This window comes from Roseivirga echinicomitans (assembly GCF_001592935.1).
Taxonomy (GTDB): Bacteria; Bacteroidota; Bacteroidia; order Cytophagales; family Cyclobacteriaceae; genus Roseivirga; species Roseivirga echinicomitans.
This window is the reverse complement of record NZ_LRDB01000001.1, coordinates 417579-442260: the sequence shown is the minus strand read 5'-3', so window position 1 is coordinate 442260 and position 24682 is coordinate 417579. Positions and strand designations below refer to the sequence as shown.

The 24682-nt window shown below is 41.3% G+C and carries 17 protein-coding genes; 11 read left to right on the top strand and 6 right to left on the bottom strand.

Annotation, left to right across the window (positions count from 1 at the left end; translation table 11 throughout):
• Positions 1–251 precede the first annotated feature (251 nt).
• Positions 252–6398, top strand: coding sequence for a beta strand repeat-containing protein (locus tag AWN68_RS01975; protein ID WP_157716034.1), 6147 nt, complete (start codon positions 252–254; stop codon positions 6396–6398).
• Positions 6399–6694: 296 nt separating this feature from the next.
• Here AWN68_RS01975 and AWN68_RS01970 read toward each other — a convergent pair whose 3' ends face one another.
• The gene (locus tag AWN68_RS01970; RefSeq protein ID WP_068410696.1) at positions 6695–7897 is read right to left on the bottom strand and encodes a hypothetical protein; all 1203 of its coding nucleotides are present in this window, start codon (positions 7895–7897) and stop codon (positions 6695–6697) included.
• Between the two features lie 31 nt (positions 7898–7928).
• Positions 7929–10673: a TonB-dependent receptor gene (locus AWN68_RS01965; RefSeq protein ID WP_084362727.1), complete on the bottom strand. Its 2745-nt coding sequence runs from the start codon at positions 10671–10673 to the stop codon at positions 7929–7931.
• 293 nt (positions 10674–10966) lie between these two features.
• Here AWN68_RS01965 and AWN68_RS01960 point away from each other — a divergent pair, with 293 nt between their 5' ends.
• The 3 genes from AWN68_RS01960 to AWN68_RS01950 all read left to right on the top strand — a co-directional run bounded on the left by AWN68_RS01960 (position 10967) and on the right by AWN68_RS01950 (position 13402).
• Positions 10967–11878: a TIGR01777 family oxidoreductase gene (locus AWN68_RS01960; protein WP_068410690.1), complete on the top strand. Its 912-nt coding sequence runs from the start codon at positions 10967–10969 to the stop codon at positions 11876–11878.
• Positions 11879–12034: 156 nt separating this feature from the next.
• On the top strand, positions 12035–12739 hold the full coding sequence (locus AWN68_RS01955) for an LOG family protein (RefSeq protein WP_068410687.1): 705 nt from the start codon (positions 12035–12037) through the stop codon (positions 12737–12739).
• 3 nt (positions 12740–12742) lie between these two features.
• Positions 12743–13402 carry an HAD family hydrolase gene (locus tag AWN68_RS01950; RefSeq protein WP_068410684.1) on the top strand — a complete coding sequence of 220 codons (660 nt, stop codon included), beginning with the start codon at positions 12743–12745 and terminating at the stop codon, positions 13400–13402.
• Positions 13403–13453: 51 nt separating this feature from the next.
• Here AWN68_RS01950 and AWN68_RS01945 read toward each other — a convergent pair whose 3' ends face one another.
• The 4 genes from AWN68_RS01945 to AWN68_RS01930 form a co-directional block, all read right to left on the bottom strand.
• On the bottom strand, positions 13454–14743 hold the full coding sequence (locus AWN68_RS01945; protein WP_068410681.1) for an STN domain-containing protein: 1290 nt from the start codon (positions 14741–14743) through the stop codon (positions 13454–13456).
• Positions 14744–14846: 103 nt separating this feature from the next.
• Entirely contained in the window at positions 14847–15482 is a 636-nt protein-coding gene (locus AWN68_RS01940) for a hypothetical protein (protein ID WP_157716033.1), read from the bottom strand.
• 123 nt (positions 15483–15605) lie between these two features.
• Complete coding sequence (locus AWN68_RS01935; RefSeq protein ID WP_068410675.1) at positions 15606–16589, bottom strand: FecR family protein; 984 nt, start codon at positions 16587–16589, stop codon at positions 15606–15608.
• A 57-nt stretch (positions 16590–16646) separates the two neighbouring features.
• Positions 16647–17219 (bottom strand): RNA polymerase sigma-70 factor, encoded by a 573-nt coding sequence (locus AWN68_RS01930; RefSeq protein WP_068410672.1) that lies wholly within the window; start codon positions 17217–17219, stop codon positions 16647–16649.
• A 173-nt stretch (positions 17220–17392) separates the two neighbouring features.
• Between AWN68_RS01930 and AWN68_RS01925 the strand changes: the two genes are divergently transcribed.
• The 7 genes from AWN68_RS01925 to AWN68_RS01895 all read left to right on the top strand — a co-directional run bounded on the left by AWN68_RS01925 (position 17393) and on the right by AWN68_RS01895 (position 24634).
• Positions 17393–18013 carry a hypothetical protein gene (locus AWN68_RS01925; RefSeq protein WP_068410669.1) on the top strand — a complete coding sequence of 207 codons (621 nt, stop codon included), beginning with the start codon at positions 17393–17395 and terminating at the stop codon, positions 18011–18013.
• Positions 18010–18318 carry a winged helix-turn-helix domain-containing protein gene (locus tag AWN68_RS01920; protein ID WP_084362725.1) on the top strand — a complete coding sequence of 103 codons (309 nt, stop codon included), beginning with the start codon at positions 18010–18012 and terminating at the stop codon, positions 18316–18318. Before AWN68_RS01925 ends, AWN68_RS01920 begins: the two co-directional genes overlap by 4 nt.
• A 53-nt stretch (positions 18319–18371) precedes the next feature.
• The gene (gene creD / locus AWN68_RS01915; RefSeq protein WP_068410662.1) at positions 18372–19721 is read left to right on the top strand and encodes a cell envelope integrity protein CreD; all 1350 of its coding nucleotides are present in this window, start codon (positions 18372–18374) and stop codon (positions 19719–19721) included.
• Positions 19711–20709, top strand: coding sequence for an endonuclease/exonuclease/phosphatase family protein (locus AWN68_RS01910; RefSeq protein ID WP_084362724.1), 999 nt, complete (start codon positions 19711–19713; stop codon positions 20707–20709). The genes creD and AWN68_RS01910 overlap by 11 nt, the downstream gene beginning before the upstream one ends.
• Positions 20710–20726: 17 nt before the next feature.
• Positions 20727–21200 (top strand): hypothetical protein, encoded by a 474-nt coding sequence (locus tag AWN68_RS01905; RefSeq protein ID WP_157716032.1) that lies wholly within the window; start codon positions 20727–20729, stop codon positions 21198–21200.
• 108 nt (positions 21201–21308) lie between these two features.
• Positions 21309–24170 carry an excinuclease ABC subunit UvrA gene (gene uvrA / locus AWN68_RS01900; protein WP_068410653.1) on the top strand — a complete coding sequence of 954 codons (2862 nt, stop codon included), beginning with the start codon at positions 21309–21311 and terminating at the stop codon, positions 24168–24170.
• Between the two features lie 68 nt (positions 24171–24238).
• The gene (locus AWN68_RS01895; RefSeq protein WP_172796021.1) at positions 24239–24634 is read left to right on the top strand and encodes a hypothetical protein; all 396 of its coding nucleotides are present in this window, start codon (positions 24239–24241) and stop codon (positions 24632–24634) included.
• Positions 24635–24682 lie beyond the last annotated feature (48 nt).

Here is a 24682-nt window from a genome sequence, read left to right as displayed (position 1 = left end):
GATTTCATTTAGGACTTTCAACTGCAACTACAAAGCGGTGGTATAAAGCTATCAAGCACATTATTGATAAGCTTTAAGAGATCCTCTGTCTATTAATTATTGCAATTAGGACGATTGGCAAAAGACTGAGTACTATTCTTTGTTACGGGCAATGCTTTCGCTAGCTTTACCTTTACCTCACATAAAGCGGCCACTAAATGTGGTAGCCATCATTTATACAGTCGAAATATTCACCTAAAAGATAGGCTAAGTTGAAAAGCATTATTCCTGAACGAAAAGAGTCAGGAAAAATAGATGAGGTTTCATGTTTGGACAGATCAGGAATTAAGCCTGAATCTTCATTTAGTGCTACATTTTTACTTTTATCATGTGAATCTTTTTGGCTCTATCTGCTGAGCTCCCTCTCAAAGAGTGTTACTTACGCCTTACGCTGTCCATCGGTTCAGAATCAAGCCCGGTTTGCATCCTTCTCCAGAATCCGCTCTAGATTAATTTTCTTCCTATTTCTTTATTTCGGGTTTGGAATAACTGTTAACAGCCAAGTGCCTGATAATTATTATGTAGTTAATGGTGTACCTAACTATATAGATTCAAGTAGTGATGTGCAGATCAATTCGAAAGGCATTAATGATACGATATGTGAGGATGAAGGCATTGAAGCTTTTGACGATATATCTACCATCCTCGAATTAGATTGTAATAATGATGGGCTTATTGATATCTCGGAGGACAGAGAAGTCTATTCAATTGTTGATACAAAAAAACACTATAAGGCTAGTACTGTAGCTGTGGCGCTAGATACTGATGGAGATGGTGTTGATGATGCAGACGACTTTGATGATGACAATGATGGTATTTTGGACACGGATGAGGGCTGTACCAATAATGCTTCAACACCATCTGGTGCGGTAGTTGCCTCTAACGGTACAGGCGGTAGCCTAACCCTAATTAATGATGAAGACTTTGCGGCAGATAACGGGATTGCCATAAATGGAGCGGGCGAATATATTATAGTCGATTTAGGTAGTAGTATCCCATCCGGGGTTGATGTAGTTTTTACGTTATGGAAGAACAACGACAATAACAAAACGCTTCGTTTTGCGCAGCTATCAAATACCACTCCTAACCTTGGTGGTGGAGTAAACCCTGCTACTGTTGACGATACGGATATAGCCGGAGGGGGTAGTGTTACGAGTTACACATATACTTTAAGCTCTGACACAAGGTATGTACAAGTTGAAATGACCTCAAGAAATGCAGGAAGAATTGAAATAATAGAAGCTACCATTCAGTCTTATACTTTATGTAGCTTAGATACCGATGGAGATGGGATTAAAAATAACTTAGATATAGACAGTGATGGAGATGGTATTGTGGACTTAATTGAGTCACAGGCAACTACCGGCTCACCAGTTGTTCCTGTGGGAACAGATACCGATGGCGATGGAATTGATAACGCCTTTGATGCTGACAATGGAGGCACTCCTATTACACCGGTTGATACCGATGGAGATGGCACTCCAGACTACCTTGACTTGAATTCTGATGGAGATAGCTTCTTAGATGCTTTAGAAGGCTGGGATACCGATGGTGACAAGGTAGCAAATACAACCCCAACAGGAACAGATACCGATGGGGATGGGCTGGATAATGCCTATGATGATGTGGCGGGTCCAAATGCCACAACAAACGTTTACAATAATCAGGACGCCAATGACTTTCCAGATGTCACCACTTCGGGAGTCACCAGCGAACGCGACTGGCGAGAAGCTAACCCACTTGACTCTGACCTTGATGGAATTATTGATAACATTGACATTGATGATGATAATGATGGTATTTTGGATAAAGATGAAGCCCCATGTGATACGCCAACCATTAACTTTGATGCTACCCCCGAAGCTTATTGGACTTTAGAAAACAATACAAATGATATCTCTGGGAATGGTCACAATGAGCGCTCAGCTGGAAATGCTCCTGGCTTTTCAACTACGGCCATCCAAGGCACTTATTCAGCCAGCTTCAATGGTACTTCACATGAAATCAGGTATAGCCAAGATGGTGCCTTTATGGAGTCTGCCTATTCGACTATTAGCTTCTCTGCTTGGATAAGACCTACAAATCTTTCGGGTGATAGAGTGGTGTATGAAGAAGGTGGGGGGACAAATGGTTTTATGCTATGGCTTGACGATGGCGTACCAACTGTGACCACAAGAACAGGGGGGGCTGGCTCAGAGGTTTCAGTTGTTTCGGATATCACTTTAACTGTAGATAATATATGGCACCATGTAGCTGCTATTTTCGACAATGGAGAAATCTATGTGTATGTTGATGGAAAGGCCAATACAGCTACTGCTGGCTTTAGTACAGTAGACAGTCACGGAGATGACGGTGGTATTGGAGGGCCAATTTCAGCTGCTCCAAACGGAATTTCTGGCAACTATGCTGGCCTAATGGATGCGGTGAGGTATGACAATTCAAAAGCTTGGAGCGCTTCTCGCATTGGTTACGAAGCACAACTTTCCTGTGATACTGACGGAGATGGGATTGCCAACCACTTAGATTTAGACTCCGATAATGACGGTATCCCTGATATTATTGAAGCAGGAGGTGTAGATACGAACAACGATGGGCGTGTCGACAGTAATACAGACACAGACAATGATGGATGGGCTGATACCTTCGATAGTGACAATGCAGGCACCGCGCTGACACTTTTGGATACTGATAATGATGGTGTTGACAACCATTTAGACCTTGATTCGGATAATGACGGAATCGAAGACATTATTGAGGCAAGGGGAGTAGATACTAATGACGATGGTGTAGTAGATTCAGCTACTGATACAGATGACGATGGTTGGGCCGATACTTTCGATAGTGATAATGGAGGAACAACACTTACCAATCCAGATACTGATGGGGATGGCCTTAAAAACAACTTAGACATAGACAGTGATGGTGATGGTATTGTAGACTTAATCGAGTCACAGGCAACTACCGGTTCACCAGTTGTCCCTGGGGGAACAGATACTGATGGAGATGGTATTGACAATGCCTTTGATACCACTGGAGGTACCCCAACCACTCCTGTAGATACAGATAGTGATGGCACTCCAGACTACCTTGACTTTAATTCTGATGGTGATAGTTTGTTAGATGCCGTAGAAGGCTGGGATACTGATGGTGATAAGGCAGCAAATACAACCCCAACAGGAACAGATACCGATGGTGATGGACTCGACAATGCCTATGATGATGTGGTGGGACCAAATGCCACAACAAACGTTTACAATAATCAGGACGCCAATGATTTTCCAGATGTAACCACTTCGGGAGAGACAGGTGAAAGAGACTGGCGAGAGGCCAATGTGATTGATACTGATTTTGATGGCGTGGCCGATGCCACGGATATAGATGATGACAATGACGGTATTTTGGATGTTGATGAAGGCTGTACCAACGAAGCTTCAACACCATCTGGTGCGGTAGTAGACTCCAACGGTACAGGCGGTAGCCTAACCCTAATTAATGATGAAGACTTTGCCTCAGATAATGGAATCCAGTTAAACGGGGCAGGCGAATATATTATAGTCGATTTAGGTAGTAGTATCCCAGCTGGGGTTGATATAGTTTTTACTTTATGGAAGAGCAACGATAATAACAAAACACTTCGTTTTGCGCAATTACCAAATGCCACTCCTAACCTTGGTGGTGGAGTAAATCCTGCCACTGTTGATGATACGGATATAGCTGGAGGGGGTAGTGTTACGAGTTACACTTATACATTAAGCGCTGAAACAAGGTATGTGCAGGTTGAAATGACCTCAAGAAATGGAGGGAGAATTGAAATAATAGAAGCTACCATTCAATCTTATACTGCATGTATTGACACAGACGCTGATGAAACTCCAGATAGATTGGATTTAGATTCTGACAATGACGGTATTCCAGATATCATTGAAGCTGGTGGAGTGGATAGTAATAATGATGGAAGAGTAGATAGCAACACTGACACAGATGGTGATGGTTGGGCGAACACTTTTGATAGTAATAACGGAGGAACTGCCCTTACAGACCCAGATACTGATAGTGATGGCTTGAAAAACAGAATAGATATTGACAGTGATGGTGATGGAATTGTGGATTTAATAGAATCTCAAACCACCACAGGCACTCCTGTGAAACCTGTGGGCTCAGATTTAGATGAAGACGGTATTGATAATGCTTTTGATGTAGACTGTGCGCCTTGTGGGTCGGTCACAGGTGTACCTACTAGCCTTGCTAATATAGATCTAGCAGATAACCCTGATTATATCGATTTAGATTCTGATAATGATGGCTTGAATGATGTCATCGAAGCTTGGGATACTAATGGTAGCTACTTACCTAACACAACACCAAGTGGCACTGATACAGACAATGATGGTTTAGATAATAATTTCGATGATGTTACGGGTCCAAACGCAACGACCAATATTTACAATAACCAAACGGCCAATTCATTTCCGAACATTACAACTGTAGGGAAAACCACTCAAAGAGATTGGCGAGAATCGAATCAAGAATCAGGCTCACCAGGAGGAGTTAACACAAATTTCTTGCTTTGGGTAAAAGCAACTAATGGAGGAACCTCTTGGAGAGATGTTTCCAATAATTACTATAGTGTAACATCATCTGGGACACCAAACAGTGGATCACTTATCAACTTTAACCCCTCTAATTCCTTAGGCGGGACTGACTATTATAATACTACCTTAAGCGTTAATGCGGGCACTTATGCTGATTTAGCGGTGATAGTTGTGTATCAACCTGCAGCGAACGATGCTGGCTCAGTTTGGGGCGAAGACAACGGTAGTTTCGATCGTTATATATTAGATGGGCCTGGGGCGAATGAAAACGAAGCCGTCAGCAATGGTACTGGTACCGAAGATGACATTACTGGACTTTATTCATCAGCGATCACTACCCTTTCAACCATTGTCTTTGATGAAGATCAGGCCAATGGATCAGGTGTCTTCATTAATGGAGGTAGAGAAATTAATTTTACCGCAGATCATGCAGTAGAAACTTCCAATAACTTCCAAATTGGAGCCAAAGGAGATGGGACGAGGGGCTTCAATGGGCTTATTTCGGAATTAATTGTGTATAATCAGTTGTTGTCTCCGATAGCGACACGCCAGAAAATTGAAAGCTATTTGGCAATTAAATATGGCATTACCCTTTCCTCAGACACTGACGGAGATGCCACTGCTTTTGAGGCTGGAGAGGGAGACTATCTTGCTTCAAATGGCACTCCTTTTTGGGATGCCTCTGAAGCAACATCCTTTCAAAATAATGTAGCCGGTATTGCCAGAGACGATGCGAGTTCTTTAAATCAGTTGCAATCGAATAGTGTTAACAGCAATGCTATTGTTGCTATGGGCTTGGATGGAGATACGGATGGGTTAGAATCCAGTAATTCATTAAACGGAAGCTCTTTCTCTAATGATTTATCGGCCTTGGTATGGGGTCATGATGGTGCTTCACTATATGATCGTGAGAATACAGAATTTGATGCCCTTCAAGTAAAGAGTAGATTGAACAGAGAGTGGAGGGTGCAAGAAACAGGCACAGTAGGCACGGTAACCGTCCGTTTTAAGGTATCGGGTTTAATTGGTCCAGATGAGAACATTGGCACCAATGATGAATCAGAAATAGTGTTGTTGATTGATGCAGATGGAGACTTTTCAACAGGAGCAAGTGTTGTTTCCCAGTCATTTGTGGTCGATTCAGATGGCTTTGTAAACTTCCAAACAGACTTTACAGATGGCGCTTATTTTACCCTTGCTTCCGGTGAAGAATATGCTTTACCAATCACTTTACTTTCATTTGAAGCCTTTACTGAAGAAGACCAAATTGTATTAATGTGGACAACGGTAAGTGAGGTTGAGAACAGTCTCTTTAGACTAGAGAGGTCAGCTAACGGAGTTGATTTTGAAGCCCTAGGATACTTAGACGGTTCGGGAACAACAGAACGCATTAAGGATTATGTGCTTTGGGATAACAACCCGATAAATGGTAATAACTATTACCGCCTGATTGATATCGACCAGAATGGAATTGAAAATGCTTCTGAGGTTATATTGGCAACATATTACAAGGAATCTGATATGGAGATAAAGCCTTACCCTAATCCAATCAAGAAAGGACAAACCTTATACCTAAGTCTTGACCAAAAGGCTGAGTTGGGGGTCATTCGAATACACCAAATGAATGGAAAGGAAGTGCAGATAAAGACAGAAAGAGTTGGAGACAGACTGGCGATTAGGCCAAGCCGAATCGGCCAAGGAGTGCATCTACTGACCATGGTGGTCAATGGTGAGTTGCATAAGTTTAAGATCGTGGTTACGGGTTAAGCAAGAATAAAAACCAGAATGAAAAGTATCAAAGGCTGCAATGTGAATTGTGGCCTTTTTTTGTGCTGTAAAAAGAAGATGGTCTTGTATGAACTATGGCTCACTTGACCACTACTGTAACTGGTGCTCACCTGTGGTGAGTGCCTATTTTGAAATGCACTTTAAGTGCATGATTTAAGCTTGGTACACACTGGAAACTAGTTAACAATCTACTTACTCCCCAATAACCCAAAACCAAAAAAGACGCCCATTGCTGAGCGCCTTAGTTGTGAAATATATGCTAATCTTCTAAATTATTAGAAGCTAAAGCCAGTCCAAGCAAAGATTGAAGTGTTTACAGCAGAAGTTGTTCCTGAAGTAATTGTAGTCGTTGCTGCAGTAGTCAAAGTAACACCATCCGTAGTTCCTGAAGTTTTAATATCAGCGATATTTAAACCGTTTGCAGGGTTAGCAGTACCAGAAACAGTAGTAGCATCAATAGCAACACCTCTAGAGTCATAATAATCTACTAAGTCACCAGCGGTTGCACCAGCGCCTAAAGCAACATAAAGGTTAGTGATAGTAGCACCAGAACCTCTTCTGATTTTTACCATATCAGACATTTCAACTGCAGCATTGTGGATGATCGTAATCCCATCAATTTTAGGGTTAGACTGTCCAGCATCTCCTGGAGATTTACCATCTAAGTTACCGTCAGCTTCGATACCTCTTGGATCTTCAGTTACAGCAACAAAACCAGCAGTTCTCAAACCATAGAAGTTAGTGTTGTTCTGTCCAGTATAACCTTGAGTCCAATCGAACATATCATCTTTAGCATTTACTACCAAAAGGTTAGAAACACTCACTGTTCCTCCAAACCATTCAACAGCATCATCATCTCCGTAAAGAACAGCAACATTGCTAATCGTAGTTGCAGAACCTACACCGTAAAGCGTAAGACCGTTGAATTCTTTGTCTCCATTAATACGAGCGCCAGTGTATTCAATCATTAGGTAAGAAATAGTACCTGAATTGTCTGTTGCGTTAGTTCCACCATAAGTGTAATCTACCACTTCAGTAGTAGCGGTTCCACCACCAGAAATAGGTGCGCTGCCCATGAGTAAAAGACCACCCCAGTCACCTGAAGCAGGAGCTGCAGCACTTGACGTCATTTTGATTGGCGCAGCAGCAGTACCATTGGCTTCAATTTGAGCACCTTGCTCAACAGCAATGTAAACGTTAGTTCCACCAGCCAAAGCTTTAATCACTGTTCCCGCTTCGATGGTTAACTTAGCTCCGCTCGCTACACTTAAAGGGCCCGTAAGGTTCCACTCTTGGCTGGCAGATAATGTAATGTTAGCAGTAATGCTTCCTTTTAAATCAGCGGCATCAAGATCAACATCGCTTTGTGATGAGATTACACCATCCTTTGTTTGAACTGGAGCTGGATCGTCATCAGAGCATCCGAAAATAACGGCACATAGTGCGGCCATTGCAAAGTAATTCTTAAGAGTTTTCATAAAATGGATTATAATTTTTGATTAGGTTTTTTTAAAATGTATAATTTATTCCAAAAGAAACATTCATGCCTCTTTTGTAACTGTTGATGATGGTTTCGTTACCGTTGTTAAGTTCTTTGGTCAATTTAAATGCTGGGTTTAATAAGTTTTTTAAACTCAGATTTAGGCCCAAATGCTCTCCTAGTTTTGTTCTTGTGACGAAGTCCAAAGTAGGAACACTTTTTTCCATAATGTTTTGGCTTCCGGCAGTTCCCAAAGAGAAAATTCTATCGCTGAAGTAGTTCAACACTAATGAAGTTGAGAAGTCTAAACCATCTTTCTCAAGCTGATAAGTAAGGTCAGAGTTGATCAATAATGGAGAAGCGCCTTCAAGTTTATCTTCTGTATTTGTAAATCTCACGGTTAATGCATCGGTAGGTACATCAACTAACTTTTGGTTTGAATAGAGGTATGAAACATTAAAACCAAAGTTCAATAGTTTCATACTGTTGTCGTCACCGTATTGCTGGATCAACGATTTTTTAAATTCCAATTCAATACCTGCAACGTTTGCGTTTCCTGTGTTTACATAAGAAAGTTCGTTGGCAGCAGAGTTTACCTGAACTCTATTCAATGCATCTTCAATTCTTTTGTAGAAACCAGTAACTGAAACCAACTCGGTGTTGGTGAAATACCAATCATATTTCAAGTCAATATTGTAGTTATTGGAAGCATGTAAGAATGGATTACCAAAGCTCGAGAAGTTTACATCTTCATAAAGGAATGGAGCCACTTCTTTAAACTGAGGAAGTGTATATGTTTTGCCAGCGGCTAATCTGAAAGTTTTGTCATCTGTAAAATCATACTTTACATTGATGCTTGGCAATATGTAAGATTCAGATACGGTATTGATGTTGTTGTTAAAAGTGTTTGGATCAAGGTTGGTGTCCCAAATCACATCCTGCTCAATATTCTCGTATCGTAATCCAAGGTTCAATAAAAGAGATGAGCTAAACTCACGAGTGTAATTTGCGATACCAGCATAAATAGTACGGTCACCGCTATAAGTAATTGGAATAAATGCACGGCTCCCACTACCATTACTTGTAATCAAGCTAAAGGTATTATTGTCAATAGACTGCTGGTTGAACAGTGCATCCGGATTATTTCTGTCTATTACAGTTGGGCTGGCAAAGTTGAAGTTGAATTGTTGCGCAGAGAAGTCTCTTTTTGTACTTCTAAAATTTCCACCCAATTGAAGCTTATTCAATGACTGCTCAGAATCTAGTTTTATAGAAAGTAATCCTAAGATTGCGGCATCTTTTTCTTCTAGTTCAGAATAAAACCTATGGTTAGCAGCGGCCGAACCAGATACGGTTCTGTAGTTAGTGCCATCAAATGAATAACTGTTCGTTCTTCTGTCAGGCTCATTTCCTTGCACAATATTGTAAGAACCACTAAGGTCTAAAGACATTATATCATTCAACTCAAAGTAAGACAACAATTGATTTACGTAAAGCCTGTTGTTGTTTTCCTGTTGTCGTCTAATGAATGTTTTGTTTGCGTTTACTCCGTCATTATCGTTAATGGTGGCATTAAAGCCGTTGTAGTTACCTACATTTTGATTGTTATCGTGAATGTAAGTTCCATTGTAGGCTATAAAGTTATTATCGCCTATTTCGTATTTGAAATTTCCCATCAACACCTGAGACACATGGTATTCATATTTCTCGAAGGTCAAATTTTTACCCGCACCACCTTCTGGGGAAATATCTCTTGTCACACCATTTTGGTAGGTGAAGTCAGAACTGTGAGAAGCCACCAAGAAAGTGCTTAGGGTATTGTTTCCCACTTGAAACTTCTTTCCAGCATTTAATGATAAACCGAAGTTGATTGGAGTGTTGATTTTAGTGGGCTCAAATGAGTTTGTAAAATCGTATTTGGTTAAGTCTGTAATCGGAGTTGTTGGATTATCGACAGTCCCTAATCTGCTTGTTCCGCTAGCACTATAAAAGTCTTCTGAAATGGTTTGAGTATTGATGCCAGAAGAAATGCCAATTTGGAAAATGTCTTCGTTGCCCAATTCCTTTGAAGTAATGTTGATGTTTGCTCCGGCTACATCGCCATAAAGGTTAGCACCAAATGCTTTGTTTACATCAATGCTGTTAATGATGTCTGAAGTAAAAAAGCTCAATGCTATGTTTTTGTATTCAGGATCTTCAGAAGGAAGAGGAAGGTTGTTCAATGATGTGCTGTTGTACCTGTCGCCTAAACCGCGAACGAATACGTTTTTAGCACCTTGCTGCTTACTTACGCCAGTTACTTTGGTAACGGCTCCTTCGGCATTGCTTACTCCCTTTCTTGAAAGCTCTTTTGCTCCAATAGACTGTAGCATTTGCAGCGACTCTCTTTGAAGCATGATCATGGCGATGTCGGAATCCTTTTCCGTTTTGGCCGTGACCACCACGTCTTCTAGGCTAGTTGCGCCTGCACTCATAGAGGCAGTGATCTCGGTAACTTTTCCTGCTGTTACAACGATGTTGGCTAATTCTAAAGTCTCGTAACCTACAAACCTTACCTCTACTGTATAAGTGCCTGGCGTTACACCATCAATTCTGAAAAGCCCATCGAAATCGGTGTTTGCACCTTTTTGCGTGCCTTGAACAAATACAGTGGCAAAGGGAAGTGGTTCATCGTTCGCGTCTTTGTCTGTAATTTTGCCGGCTATAATTCCGACCTCCTGAGCTGCTGCCATCCATGAGCAACTCATGACTAATAAAAACAAAAATAATCTCATAAGTACTGTTCTATATTTCACACCACAAAGAACGGGTACTGAGGTAAAGTGTAGGTTACACCTGTATTAAACGTTTATGAGACTAATGTTATATTCAGAACAGCCTACTTAACATTGACGTAACGTAAAGTAGCCAATACACGCAATAGATAGATTTTAACGATTAACTGTTCGTAATACTGGTTTTTAGCCACTTTTCATGAGGCGTCAAGTTTTGGACAAAACCATTCTGTTTATGACGGGTTAACTCTATATATTACTTCAAAATCAGTCCCACTAAAAAGGCCTAAATTATGAATACGTCTAAATCCATTTTAATTACTGGCGGAACAGGTCTTGTGGGTTCCGAGTTGATCAAACTATTTCAAAAACAGGACCACCAAGTGCGCCTATTAAGCCGCTCGAAAGGAAAGGGAGAAACCCCTCCTGTTTTCCAGTGGGACTATAAGAATGACTACATAGAAGAAGGTGCGTTTGATGGCGTTGATACCATAGTGCATCTGGCAGGTGCTGGCGTGGCCGATCAAAGATGGACGAAGGAAAGAAAAGAAGAAATATTGGACAGCCGCACTCAGACTTCTGACTTGTTGTATGAAAAGCTGAAAAGCACAGATCATTCAGTAAGAACTTTGGTAGCCGCATCGGCCGTGGGCTATTATGGTATGGACACTGGCGATGTGAGTTTAAGAGAAGATTCGCCAGCGGGGCACGATTTTTTGGCCGATGTTGTTAAAGCTTGGGAAGATTCCACCAGCCGCTTTACAGTGCTGGGGATTCGTGTAGTTCAAATTAGAATTGGTGTGGTGTTAAGTAATGACGGGGGTGCTTTGCCTGAGCTATTGTCTCCGCCAATTGCTGCCCCACTGGCCAGCGGCAAACAATACATGAGTTGGATACACATGGATGATCTGGTTAGAATTTTAGGAAAGTCTGTAGAGGACGAAAATATGATTGGTCCATATAATGCAGTTGCTCCTGAGCCACTAACCAATAAAGTGTTTACCAAAATGGCAGCAAAGGCATTTGGGAAACTCTATTTGCCGATTCACGTTCCAGCCTTTGCGCTGAGTCTTTTTTTAGGCGAAATGGCACAAGTAGTAACAGGAGGAAACAAAGTGAGTGCTTACAAAATAAATAAGACAGGCTTTGATTTTAAATATGTTAAGCTTCAAAATGCTTTAGAAGATTTGGCAAAAAACAAGTAGATTGAAGAGTGGTCATGTTTTTTAACTGTGGAAGAGCCTTCTTCCATTTTTACATAAGCAAGAAAGCATTTTGACCTCAATAAAATAATCAACAAAATAAGGACGGTGAATTTGGGAAAAGCCCATTAATTTGCTGCGCCATAAAAATTAGAGAAAATGACAAACGAAGATAAAATTAAACAGGCGTTCGAAGACAGAGATTGGAACGAGATTAAAACCCATGATTCTTGGGTGATTTTTAAGGTAATGGCCGAATTTGTAGAAGGCTTTGAAAAAATGGCCAAGATTGGACCATGTGTTTCTATTTTTGGTTCAGCCCGAACCAAACCAGACCACGAATATTATAAAATGGCTGAAGAAATAGCCGCCAAATTAGTGCGCCATGGCTATGGGGTAATTACCGGTGGTGGCCCCGGAATTATGGAAGCAGGTAATAAGGGTGCACAAAAGCAACAAGGAAAATCGGTGGGACTTAATATTGAATTGCCACATGAGCAAGGCAATAACATGTACATTGATCCAGACAAACTTATTTCCTTCGATTACTTCTTTGTAAGAAAGGTGATGTTTGTAAAATACTCTCAAGGCTTTGTAATTATGCCGGGTGGCTTTGGCACATTAGATGAAATGTTCGAAGCCATTACGCTTATTCAAACCAATAAAATCGGGAAATTCCCAATTGTTCTGGTGGGCAGAAAGTTTTGGTCTGGATTGTTCGACTGGATTAAAGGTACAATGCTAGAAGAGGGAAATATCAGCCCGAAAGATTTAGACTTAATTAGCATTGTTGATACCCCAACTGAGGCGGTGACGGTTATTGATGAGTTCTATTCTAAATACCTACTTACTCCGAACTTCTAATTTGTGAAGCATATCATTTTTGATTGCGATGGAGTATTAATTGATACCGAAATAGTTGCGGCCGAGGTAACCGTAGATTGGTTGAACAGTGAAAAGGTGAACATCTCTGTGGAGGAGTTTATTCTTGAACACACGGGTAAAACCTTCACCAATATTATCAATCAACTTAAAGCGGAAGGTTACCTTAATGCAAGTTTGAAAACAGAGGCCATAGTGCCTCTGCTCGATGATCAAATTAAAGCCAGGGTTCGACCAATTTTAGGTATATCAGATTTACTCGATCGCATTTCCTCTTCAAAATCGGTAGTATCTAATAGTGCTGCAGGTTATGTGGTTGAGGCGCTCGAAAAAATTGGGGTAAGTCATCATTTTGGAAATCGAGTCTTTTCGGCTGAAATGGTAGCGCTTGCCAAGCCCAGCCCTTTGGTGTATCGGTTGGCGATGGATACCATTCAAGTTCCAAAGGAAGAAATTATTGTAGTGGAAGACAGCTATACTGGTGTTCAGGCAGCTTTGGCTGCGGGGTTAACCACTATTGGTTTTTTAGGCGGAAGTCACATTCAGCCCGGCCATGGCGAAAAACTGAAACAGTTGGGCGTTTATGATGTAGCCCATAGTCATAAGGAATTGGCTAGAAAGCTTAAGTTAATTATAAAGCAATAATAAACTCTCCAAGGGTTTCAAACCCTTGGAGAGTTTGCTTGAATATATGAATTAGAAAATCCCGAATTTCAACATGACATTGATACTCAATCCGTCTAAGCCATTTTTATCCATGATGGGTTGCTCTGTAGAACTGTACTTTAAATTTGCACTTGAGGCATCGCGATAAGTAGCGCCAAATCCAATGCGCAAGTATTTAATAACATTCATTTCTAAATAGGCACCAGGTTCGAACACAAAAACTGTTCTTCGATCTTCAATTGTGTTTAATCCGGTGATTGGCTGTAAGCTATTATACATTATCTCGCCCAAACCAAAAATTACTGGAAAGGAAAGGTGGAAGGGTTTATTAGGAAAAAGTGTGGCTTCTAAAAGTAAACCGCCATAACCACCAGAATAAGAATAATCTGCACCCAAATGAGCGTCAGGCTCCGCCCTAGTAATAAACGCCTTACCCGCTACACCTAAACCAAAACTTTTATTGGGGTTATAAGCCAATTGACCACCAAGGAGAATTGCATCACGGTTACCAATTTCAGTATAACCAACCGATGGTGCCAAGTTGATTCTAAACTTATTATCCTTTGCTGGTTTTTCTGGTTTTGGCTCTTTTACCTTTTTAGGGGCCTCTTCAGCAGCAATCTCACCCTTAAATTCGATAGGAAGCAGGCTTCTTGGGTGTATATCATAAATAGGTACAAAAAGCAATGGTGCAAGCTCATGGTTTTTGTAAGCCGCCACTATAGCTTCAGTTTGCTTTCTTTCTATTTGGTAATACTCAGTTCTGGCATTTTCTAATTCTGAGCCCGAGGCTTCGGAGGAGGGAGTCGAATTTCCGATGGCTGAGTCGCTCCTTTGTGTTGCAATGATTGGAGTTACCTTTTCGTTTTTTGGTTCTGTTACCGGGGTTTCTTCACGTTCCTTTTCAACAACAGAGGGCTCCACTTTTTGAACAATAGGCTTAACGGGTAATGCGGAAGCAATTTCTTTTTTTGTAGTGTCAGATTTTGACACAGTTTCCTTCGGAACTCGTTTCTTCCTAATCAATAATTTATTCCCCAGTTGCTGGCATTCCATTCCTTGGCCCCGAAATAAAATATCTAGAACACTGCCAATGGTTTCGTCTTTCACATTGATGGAAATTCTTTTCTTCACATCAAATATTTCAGCCGAATAGGTGAAGGCAAAATCTTCCGTTTCAATCTGCTTCAGAATATCTTCAATTGAGGTTTCCCGAATATTCAAAGTTACCTTTCGCGCCAGTACATCATTTCCCTCTTGCCCCATGACCATAAGCGCAAAAGGCATAAATAAACAAATGAGGAAAGCCTTAGAGAACATGATGCTTAAATTGATATCAGTTTGAAAAACCAAAAGCCCAGTATAAATTACTGGACCAAAGGTCGGATTTTAGTTTAAAAATATAATTGGGTTTAACAATTTCTTAAAACTTACCGAATTTGAGGCTAATTTTTCCACTCATTCCGCGCAGCGCATCTTTATCAGTGATGGGTGCGCCACCATCCAGATAAGTCAAGCCGATGTCGGAAGTATAGCGGTAGTGCGCACCAAATGAAAGACGCATAAACTTGATTACGTTTATTTCTATCTCTGCTCCAGCCTCGGTTACAAAAAACGCTTGGCTGTCTTCTTCACGTGCAAAGTCATAGTCTCTGCCTGATTCTACATAAGTAACCCCACCAGCACCAACTAAGATTGGGAATGAAAGGTGAATTGGGCTTTTGGGCATCAGGATAACTTCCATTCTAAGTCCACCGTATCCGCCTGCTATTGAATATCGATTGTTCAATTGTGTGTCGGTTTTGCGTTCGGTAGCAAAGGCAGTTCCGCCAAAACCCAAACCAAACTGATGATTGATGAGCCAAGCGCCATGTCCTCCAATTAAGATGGCATCTCTGTCAGCAATTTTGCTATAACCAGTGGTAATTCCTCCGTAGCCGCCATTGCTACGGATACCGTTGTTGTTGAAAATTGTTCTGAATTCCTGATCGGGCTCTTGGGCAAATGCACCAAAGCCAATAAATAATAGAAGTGCGATTGATAAAATTGTTGTTTTCATAATTTTTGTTTTTGACTGTTGTTGAATTATTTTTTGAGTTTTTGACCTTTTTCGTTTTGCCACCGTCAACGACCAATCTCTGGTAAGCAAAGCGTTTATGTTGTTTTGATAATTGATTCTACGCTAACATCCGTTTCCTTTAATGATGTAGGTTCCGTTATTTTCATTAATCTCTATATCGAAGAGGGCTTCAATGGCTTGCAACACATTTTCTATGGATTCATTTTCGAATCTTGTCGTCAGTGGGCAATTCATAAAGGCTGAATTCTCGAACTCATAGGTGATGCCATAAGCATTGGCAATGTCTTCCATTACTTGATGCATAGACGTATTTTCGAAAGTCAAAGTGCCTGTTTTCCAAGCCAGGAAGTTTCCGTTTGAATTTTCCTTTTTCGATAGCTTTCCAATTTCATCTATCATTACCTGATCGCCAGGAGTTAAAACTACCACCTCTTCTTGGGTAGAAAACCTTACTTTTCCTGTTATTAAAACCAGCTCAATTCTTTCCCCTTCTTGCGAAGCATTTAGATTGAATGAGGTACCTAAAACCCGAGTTTCTGTCTGTTTGGCCTTTACAATAAAAGGCTGTTCAGGATTATGCGTCACGTCAAAAAAGCCTTCTCCTTGTAAGGTCACTTCTCTTTGCACGGAAGAAAATTCTTCTGGAAAACTAATCGAAGAGCCTTCTTTTAGCCAAACCTGCGAACCATCTGGAAGTACAGCGGCTTCTCCATTGAGGCTGGCCGCCATTAGGGTCTGCATTTCTCCAGCAGAGCTGTTCATAAATTCTCTTCCTAGAAACGCTACCGTAGCAATCAGCAAAATGGCAGCAGCCACACGCCAAATTTTTGGCAACAAGAATACCTGCTTGGTTTTTTTAGGTTGAACCTTGCTTTGCACTTGCGACCAATTTTTGTCTACATCAATTGCGGCAAAATCGGCCATGGCACCCGCATGCTGCCAAGCTTGTTTCCATTTATTGAGCAAAGCAGCATTTCCCTTATCGAGCGCCAACCAAGCTTCCACTTGCTGAAGTTGAGCCTCAGTGGCCTCCCCCTTTAAGTAGGAAAGCAGCAGGTGTTCGTCTATGGTGCTTCTGTTTTTCATTGAGTTCAGTAATATGACGGCCCGGTGCTAAAACACACGTAGACCAGATTGAAAATTTTATGAAAGAATTTCTAAAGCAATGATTATCAATGCTTTTAGGTATTCAAAAAGATCGAGTCGAAGGCGTTTGAGCGCATTGCTGATCTGGGTTTCTACTGTGCGTTTCGAAATTCCGAGCTCATCGGCTATTTCCTGGTTCTTCTTTCCTTCCAAGCGACTCATCTTAAAAATAAGCTGACATTGTTCGGGCAACTGGGCAATGGAATTGTAAATCATTTGTTCCAGTTCCGCCTGCTCCATAAAATCAGAAGTATCGATATCGGTTCCGAAAGAAGCCGCTAGAATATTGTCATGATGAACGTTTCGGGTTTGTGTGCTGCGGATCTGGTCCAAGCATCGATTGCGCACCGATTGGTACAGCAGCGCCTTGAGCGAAGTATGTACTTCCAATTTTTCTCTCTGCTCATAAAACTTGACAAAGACTTCCTGAACAACGTCTTGCGCAGCATCCAGGTCATTCAGAAATTTCTTGGCGAAAACGGAAAGCACTTTGAAGTACTCTCGAAATAGGCTTTCGAAAGCACGTTCGTCTCCGTTTTTGATTTGGTCAATTAATGCTTTATCGGTCAAAATATGCTCGGTTAAAAATGCTTATTCATTAAGCGCCTGAATGATTGAACCTCAGAAGTCTACAACAAAAGCTCGCTTGGACTTCTTGCTGTAAAACTAGAACATTTTTTTCTTCAGATAATATTGCACCATCAAAACAAATCATTTACTTTGTGTTTCAAAGTACTTTTAATATGGAAAAGGATTACTTGAAAGACATCTCCGAGATTCGCTCCATTATGGAGAAATCCTCACGGTTTATTTCGCTGAGTGGGTTAACGGGGGTTTTGGCTGGAATTTATGCGTTGATTGGTGCATTCATAGCGAATAAGCTGATTTATAACAGCAGTACTGTGCTGTATAATGATCTGCTCAGTCAGCGCCAAGTGTCAGAAAACCTGACATGGCTGATTGTAGATTTAGTGGCCGTATTTGTTTTGGCAGTGGGCACAGGGGTGTATTTCACCACTAAAAAAGCAAAGAAGCACGGAGTTAAAACTTGGGATGAAAGTGCCAAAAGAGTAATTCTTAACCTGATGATTCCGCTGGTAATCGGTGGCCTTTTCGTGATCATTCTGTATACTCGTGGCTTTATTTCGCTCATGGCTCCTGCCACGCTTATCTTTTACGGTATGGCATTGATTAACGCCAGCAAATATACCTTTAGAGATATTCGCTATTTGGGAATTATTCAAGCAGGTCTTGGGCTTTTGGCTTGTCTTAGCCCTGGATATGGATTGCTCATTTGGGCCTTGGGTTTTGGCGTAATGCACATTGTATACGGTGCGGTAATGTACTTTAAATACGAACGTTGAAAGTTAACATACATTCATTAAATAAGGCCTTTGAAAACAGGGTGAGGTTAGGCATCATGTCGGCATTGATAGCAGGCGAAGAGATGGACTTTAACCGCCTGAAAGAAATACTGGAAGTAACGGATGGTAACTTGGCCAGCCATTTAAAGGCCTTGGAAAAAGAAGAATATATAGAAGTGCAAAAATCATTTGTGGGTAGAAAACCCAATACGAAATACGTGGCCACGAAAGCTGGCAAGGTGGCTTTTATGGTGCATATTGATGCGTTGGAGGCTTTAATTAAAGAACAAACAGGGAGAGGGTAATATTTTTTTATCCTATCACTTTGAAGTGCAAAGTACTTTTAATCTCAATTATCATGGAAGAAAAACAAGAGTCAATTTTCGAAAAAGTTAACAACAACATTAAAACCTCAGTAAGTATAAAATTGCTGTCCATCGGCTTTCTAATTGCCGTATTATTAATTCCCAATTCAATGATCAAATCGCTGATCAGCGAAAGGAAAATTAATCAGATTGAAGCGGTGGAAGAAGTCTCTCAAAAATGGGGTGCACCAGTTGAGATCACTGGGCCAATTCTCACCATTCCGTTTAACAGAACTCATAAAGGAGTTGATGGTCCTTATACCACGAAGCACTACGCACATTTTCTTCCCTCGCAGCTGGATGTTAAAGGTAAACTGAACCCTGAAAAACGGAAACGGGGTATTTACGAAGTCATCGTTTACAATTCTGAACTTAGTGCAGAAGGTCAATTTGAGGCCTTGGACTTCAGCAATTTTCAAGTGGAAAAGGAAAGCATTCTTTGGTCAGAAGCTTTTGTGTCTATCGGTATTCCCGACATGGCGGGTATCCAATCTGATATTCAGATCCAATTTGGAGAAAACACTTATCGTGCGGGTTCGGGAATTCCTGTTCAGGACTTATTGAGTTCTGGTGTTAATAGTAAAGTCGCAATTGATTCGGAGAGCAAGTCTATTCCCTTTTCCTTCGATTTAAATATCAATGGAACCGAGTCGCTTTCCTTCAACCCAATTGGCAAAACCACGAATATTAGTTTGGCTTCCACTTGGCCACACCCAAGCTTTGGTGGTCAGTTTTTACCCGATAGTTATAACATTACCGACAATGGTTTTACTGCGGAATGGTCGGTCTTCGACCTAAATCGAAACTATCCTCAACAATGGGAAGGAAGGGCACATCAGATCAGCAATTCTAGCTTTGGCGTTGATCTTTATCAGCCAGTCGATAATTATCAGCGCAACACACGGTCGGCTAAATATGCCATCCTCATTCTGTTTCTCACTTTTATTACCTTCTTCTTTGTTGAAATTCTGAATAAAAAGAGAATTCATCCTGTTCAATACATTCTTGTTGGATTGGCTTTGACCGTTTTCTACACCTTGTTGCTTTCTCTTTCGGAGCAAGTTGGGTTTAACAATGCTTACTTAATCGCCTCGACCATTATTGTGGGTATGGTTTCGCTCTACGCTAAATCAATATTACAAAGCTCGAAGCTGGCAATGGTCATGTTTGGCTTCTTCACCCTCATCTATTCCTTCATTTTCATCATCCTTCAACTCGAAGATTTTGCCCTTTTAGTAGGCAGTTTTGGCCTCGTTTTGGTGCTCGGGGTCTGTATGTATTTATCCAGAAAAGTTGATTGGTACAATATCAAATCTAAAGAAATCATTAGCCATGCATCATAAGTTAAAACTCAAAATATTAATCCGTATCGGGCTCTTCTTGCTAAGAATGTACTGCCTCATGCGTCAGCCTAAAAATAAGGAAAGGGCTTTGGCGGCTGTGCTCCTATTGCCTGCGCTTTTGCTGCTGATCCCAACGTATACTTTTACACTTACCCTGTTTCAATCCTTTTTGTTTCAGGCCATGTTGGTCTATGGCCTGTTAAGTATCTTGTGGATCATTCGGCACCATTACCGCTTGGCGGGCATCAACTTTTCTATTTACCTCTTGGTGCTGATAAAGATCAATAGTCCTATTGGTCTGGGCTATCAAATCAACCAAGGAAAAGAGCAGATGACAGTGCTTCAGTTCAATGTGTTGGCCACCAATCAAGCCTACGAAAGCACGATTGATCGGGTGATCCAGCTCTCGCCAGATTTTGTTTCTTTTCAAGAAGTAAGTGCGGAATGGGCAACCGAATTAAAGAAAGGGCTAGCCATTGATTATCCGTTTTCTAAAGTGGTGAGTAATGATGATGCCAGCCAAGGCATTGCGGTGTTCAGCAAACATCCATTAATAGATACTGAAATTGTGGAATGGGCCGGCACCACCAATATCATCGGAAAGGTGAAAATGCATGAGGAGGAAATTAACTTTTTGGCCTTGCATACCCGTTCGCCAACCACTCGATTAAAGTGGAATTCGCGCAACGAACACTTGAATATCGCCAAGAAATACATCAGTGAAAAGAAAGGTGAGTTTCTGGTGCTTGGCGACTTCAACACTGTGCCTTGGGACAACCGATTGAAGAATTTCAAATCGACCACCGAGTTACAGGACAGCCGCAAAAAGCTGACGCCAACTTTTCCAGCTTGGAACCCTTACTTGGCCCAAATCCCGATTGACTACATTTTCCATTCCAAGGGTATCGGCTGTCGCTCTTTGGACTCTGTCAAAATTACTTCAGATCACCTCGCCATTATGGGCACTTATGAATTGAAGGGGATGTGATGGATAGAGAATTGGCAATGAGAAGAGTTTTCAAACTCTGTTTGTGCTACATACCTTTGATGTTGGGGTATTTATTATTGAGACAGTACTCCCCTTTTATATTCAGAGATGATAGCTTTGAAACCGATTTTATAATATTCGTTGTATTTAGCACACCTGTAGCTGCGGCTTTCATAGTGCTTATAGACTATTTAAAAAATAGAAAAGAGCGATATTGGTTTGTTAGTTTTATTTTAGGAATTGGATTTGCCTTCTTCACTTGGGTCACGGCCATGATTTTCGTTTTTCTCGGTGAAGGTTCCAACGATCTAGAAAGAGTTCTATATGAGCACAAGTACTATTCGGATAGAAAGATCATTCTTGAGGAGAACTATGACTCACATCAAAGGCGAACTATCATGGTATCTGACTTCACGCCTTGGTTTCAATGGGTTCGAGAAGTTGATATAAACAAGGTGAATCTCAAACGTTGGAAAAAAGTGAGCCGTTGATACACCTAATAATTAGCCCTTCATCCAAACATTAATAATCAACCCTAAGTTGTAATTCCATCTGTAAATCCTGACCTTTGCCAATTGTCTGTTTTTGGCAGCACATCCATGGAAAAACTCAAGGAAAACGTAAAAATCGATCTCGCTTCAATAGACCTTTCTGGTCATGAATACATAGAAATTTTCGGGGCGCGAGAACACAACCTCAAGAACATTGACACGGTAATTCCGCGAAATAAACTGGTCGTAATTACCGGTATTTCTGGTTCTGGAAAATCGTCCTTGGCTTTCGATACCATTTATGCTGAAGGTCAGCGCAGGTACATGGAGAGTTTTTCGGCCTATGCCCGTTCTTTTATTGGCGATATGGAAAGGCCCGATGTAGACAAAATCAACGGCCTTAGTCCGGTAATCTCCATCGAACAAAAAACGACATCAAAAAACCCGCGATCTACCGTGGGTACGCTTACTGAGATTTACGATTTCCTCCGCTTGTTTTATGCCCGTGCGAGCGAAGCCTATTCTTATAACACAGGCAAAAAAATGATTCGTCAGTCGGAGGATCAAGTGATTGACCACCTGATTGAAAATTTCGAAGGAAAGAAACTGATCCTTTTGGCGCCAGTCGTCAAAGGTAGAAAAGGGCACTATCGCGAACTCTTTGTACAGATTCGCAAAATGGGTTTCACCAAAGTGCGTATCGATGGCGAAGTGATGGACATGGAGCCGAAGATGCAAGTGGACCGTTACAAAACCCACGATATTGAAATTGTGGTCGATCGAATTGTCGCTAAGAAAGAAGACCGTTACCGCATTTCGCAAAGCGTAAAAACCGCCATGACTCATGGAAAAGGTGTCATTATGGTGAGTGATGAGAATGATCAAGTCCATCATTTCTCTAAGTATTTGATGGACCCGGAAAGTGGCTTGTCTTATGACGAACCCGCTCCAAATTCCTTTTCTTTCAATTCGCCTTATGGCGCTTGTCCTAACTGTAATGGGCTGGGAAAAGTAGAAGAAATCAGCCGTGAAGCGGTAATTCCAGACGATAAATTGAGCATTAGCCGTGGAGGAATTGCACCCCTTGGCGATTACCGCGACATCTGGATTTTCAAGAAAATCGAAGCCATCCTCAAACGTTACAAAGTCAGCCTGAGCACACCCATAAAGAACATTCCTGAGGAGGTAATGCATACGCTTTTGTATGGCGATGATGTGGCTGTGGCAGTAACTTCAAAGAAATATCCGGGCACGGAATGGAACACCAAATTCGAAGGCATAATTTCTTTTCTAGAAAAACAAAAAGACGAAGGAACGGAGAAAACCCGTAGGTGGATCGAAGACTTTATGTCGATTAAAACCTGCCCTGAATGTAATGGTGCAAGGCTAAAGAAAGAATCACTGCATTTTAAAATTGCAGAAAAGAACATTTCTGAACTGGCTCAAATGGACATTGATACCCTTTGGGAATGGTTCGAAAACCTAGAAGAGCGACTGACGGATAAGCAGAAAATTATTGCTACGGAAGTACTTAAGGAAATTAGAAAACGTATCGGCTTCTTGCTCGATGTAGGCTTAAACTACCTCATGCTGGACAGACCGCTCAGAACCCTTTCTGGCGGGGAAGCACAGCGGATTCGTTTAGCGACCCAAATTGGCACACAGCTAGTGGGAGTGCTCTATATCATGGATGAGCCGAGTATTGGGCTGCATCAAAGAGACAATGTGAAGCTGATCAAAGCGCTGAAGGATTTGCGTGATATTGGCAACACGATTATCGTGGTAGAACATGACAAAGACATGATGTTGGCTTCGGATTACATCATCGATATTGGCCCAGGCGCGGGTCGTCATGGCGGACACGTAGTGGCAGCAGGCGTACCAGATGACTTTTTAACGCAAGGCAGCACCACGGCCGATTACTTGAAAGGAATCAAGAAAATTGAGGTTCCGAAAGAAAGAAGAGAAGGCAACGGAGAAAAATTAGTGCTTAAGGGCGCGAAAGGAAACAACCTTAAAAACGTAACGCTCAAACTGGATTTGGGTAAAATGATTTGCATTACAGGCGTTTCTGGAAGTGGAAAATCAACCCTGATTCACGACACACTTTTTCCTCTGCTAAACCAGTATTTCTTCCGTTCTAGAAAAACACCTTTGGAGTACGATAGCTTCGATGGCATCAAAAACATTGATAAAGTAATTGAAGTAGATCAGTCACCAATTGGTAGAACACCACGCTCAAACCCTGCCACTTATACTGGCGTTTTCAGCGATATTCGTTCACTGTTTACCGAATTGCCAGAAGCGAAAATTAGAGGCTATAAGCCCGGGCGTTTCTCTTTCAATGTAAAGGGTGGCCGTTGCGAAACCTGTGAGGGTGCTGGAATGAAGTTGATTGAAATGGACTTTCTGCCGAACGTTCACGTGCCTTGCGAAACCTGTAAAGGAAAACGCTATAACCGCGAAACTTTGGAAGTGCGTTACAAAGGAAAATCGATTTCTGATGTACTCGATATGACGGTGGAACAAGCGGTAGAATTTTTCGATCACATGCCGAAAATCCTCCGCAAAATACAAACATTGAACGATGTTGGTTTGGGCTACATTTCGCTTGGCCAGCATGCCACTACGCTTTCGGGCGGTGAAGCGCAACGCGTGAAATTGGCCACAGAACTTTCCAAAAAGGACACAGGAAAAACGCTCTATATTTTGGATGAACCAACCACTGGACTTCACTTCCAAGACATTCAGCATTTGCTGGATGTACTGAACCGATTGGTAGACAAAGGCAATACGGTTTTGGTGATTGAACACAATATGGATGTGGTGAAAGTCGCAGACCATGTAATTGACTTAGGTCCAGAAGGCGGTGACAAAGGTGGAATGATTATAGCCGAAGGCACGCCCGAAAAAGTAGCCAAAAGCACGAAAGGCTATACCGCTAAGTTTTTGAAAGAGGAATTGGGGTAGTTATTGGGAAATTAGTTAAGAGTTGATCAGGGATCAGGAAATCGGTTGATCAGGAAAACAGGAAAAGCGTGAAATCAGATATCGAAAACAAAAATTTCATGTCAGGAAAGCACTGGGTAATTGTACTTATCTGTATAGTCTCTAGTTTAGGGGTCTATTATGGACTGACTAATTTGACCGAATCAGATACAAAAGAATGGGCTTCTGGCAGTCGACAAATTTTGATTGATAGATGTATTTCTGACTCAGGAGATATGGCCAAAAAATATCCTGAATTTACCAACGATTATTGCATTTGTTCATCTGATAAAATTCAAAGTAGTCTTACACAACAGAGATATCTGGCTTTGTCCAAAAAGCCAATGGAGGAACAATTAAAAAACCTATTGCCCATTTTCCAAGACTGCCTAACTGAATATCAATCCAAAATAAAAACATTAGAAGAAGGGTCAAACAGACCCTGAAACAAGTTCAGGGTGACGGGTATTTTTAACTACCTAAACCTTAAATCA

Excerpts from the sequence above, each read along its gene's own strand:
- AWN68_RS01945 (WP_068410681.1), bottom strand. The coding sequence starts at position 14,743 with ATGTTCTCTAAGGCTTTCCTCATTTGTTTATTTATGCCTTTTGCGCTT.
- AWN68_RS01905 (WP_157716032.1), top strand. The coding sequence starts at position 20,727 with ATGAGAAGAGTTTTCAAACTCTGTTTGTGCTACATACCTTTGATGTTG.
- creD (WP_068410662.1), top strand. The coding sequence starts at position 18,372 with ATGGAAGAAAAACAAGAGTCAATTTTCGAAAAAGTTAACAACAACATT.
- uvrA (WP_068410653.1), top strand. The coding sequence starts at position 21,309 with ATGGAAAAACTCAAGGAAAACGTAAAAATCGATCTCGCTTCAATAGAC.
- AWN68_RS01935 (WP_068410675.1), bottom strand. The coding sequence starts at position 16,589 with ATGAAAAACAGAAGCACCATAGACGAACACCTGCTGCTTTCCTACTTA.
- AWN68_RS01940 (WP_157716033.1), bottom strand. The coding sequence starts at position 15,482 with ATGAAAACAACAATTTTATCAATCGCACTTCTATTATTTATTGGCTTT.
- AWN68_RS01960 (WP_068410690.1), top strand. The coding sequence starts at position 10,967 with ATGAATACGTCTAAATCCATTTTAATTACTGGCGGAACAGGTCTTGTG.
- AWN68_RS01925 (WP_068410669.1), top strand. The coding sequence starts at position 17,393 with ATGGAAAAGGATTACTTGAAAGACATCTCCGAGATTCGCTCCATTATG.
- AWN68_RS01970 (WP_068410696.1), bottom strand. The coding sequence starts at position 7,897 with ATGAAAACTCTTAAGAATTACTTTGCAATGGCCGCACTATGTGCCGTT.
- AWN68_RS01910 (WP_084362724.1), top strand. The coding sequence starts at position 19,711 with ATGCATCATAAGTTAAAACTCAAAATATTAATCCGTATCGGGCTCTTC.
- AWN68_RS01955 (WP_068410687.1), top strand. The coding sequence starts at position 12,035 with ATGACAAACGAAGATAAAATTAAACAGGCGTTCGAAGACAGAGATTGG.
- AWN68_RS01965 (WP_084362727.1), bottom strand. The coding sequence starts at position 10,673 with ATGAGATTATTTTTGTTTTTATTAGTCATGAGTTGCTCATGGATGGCA.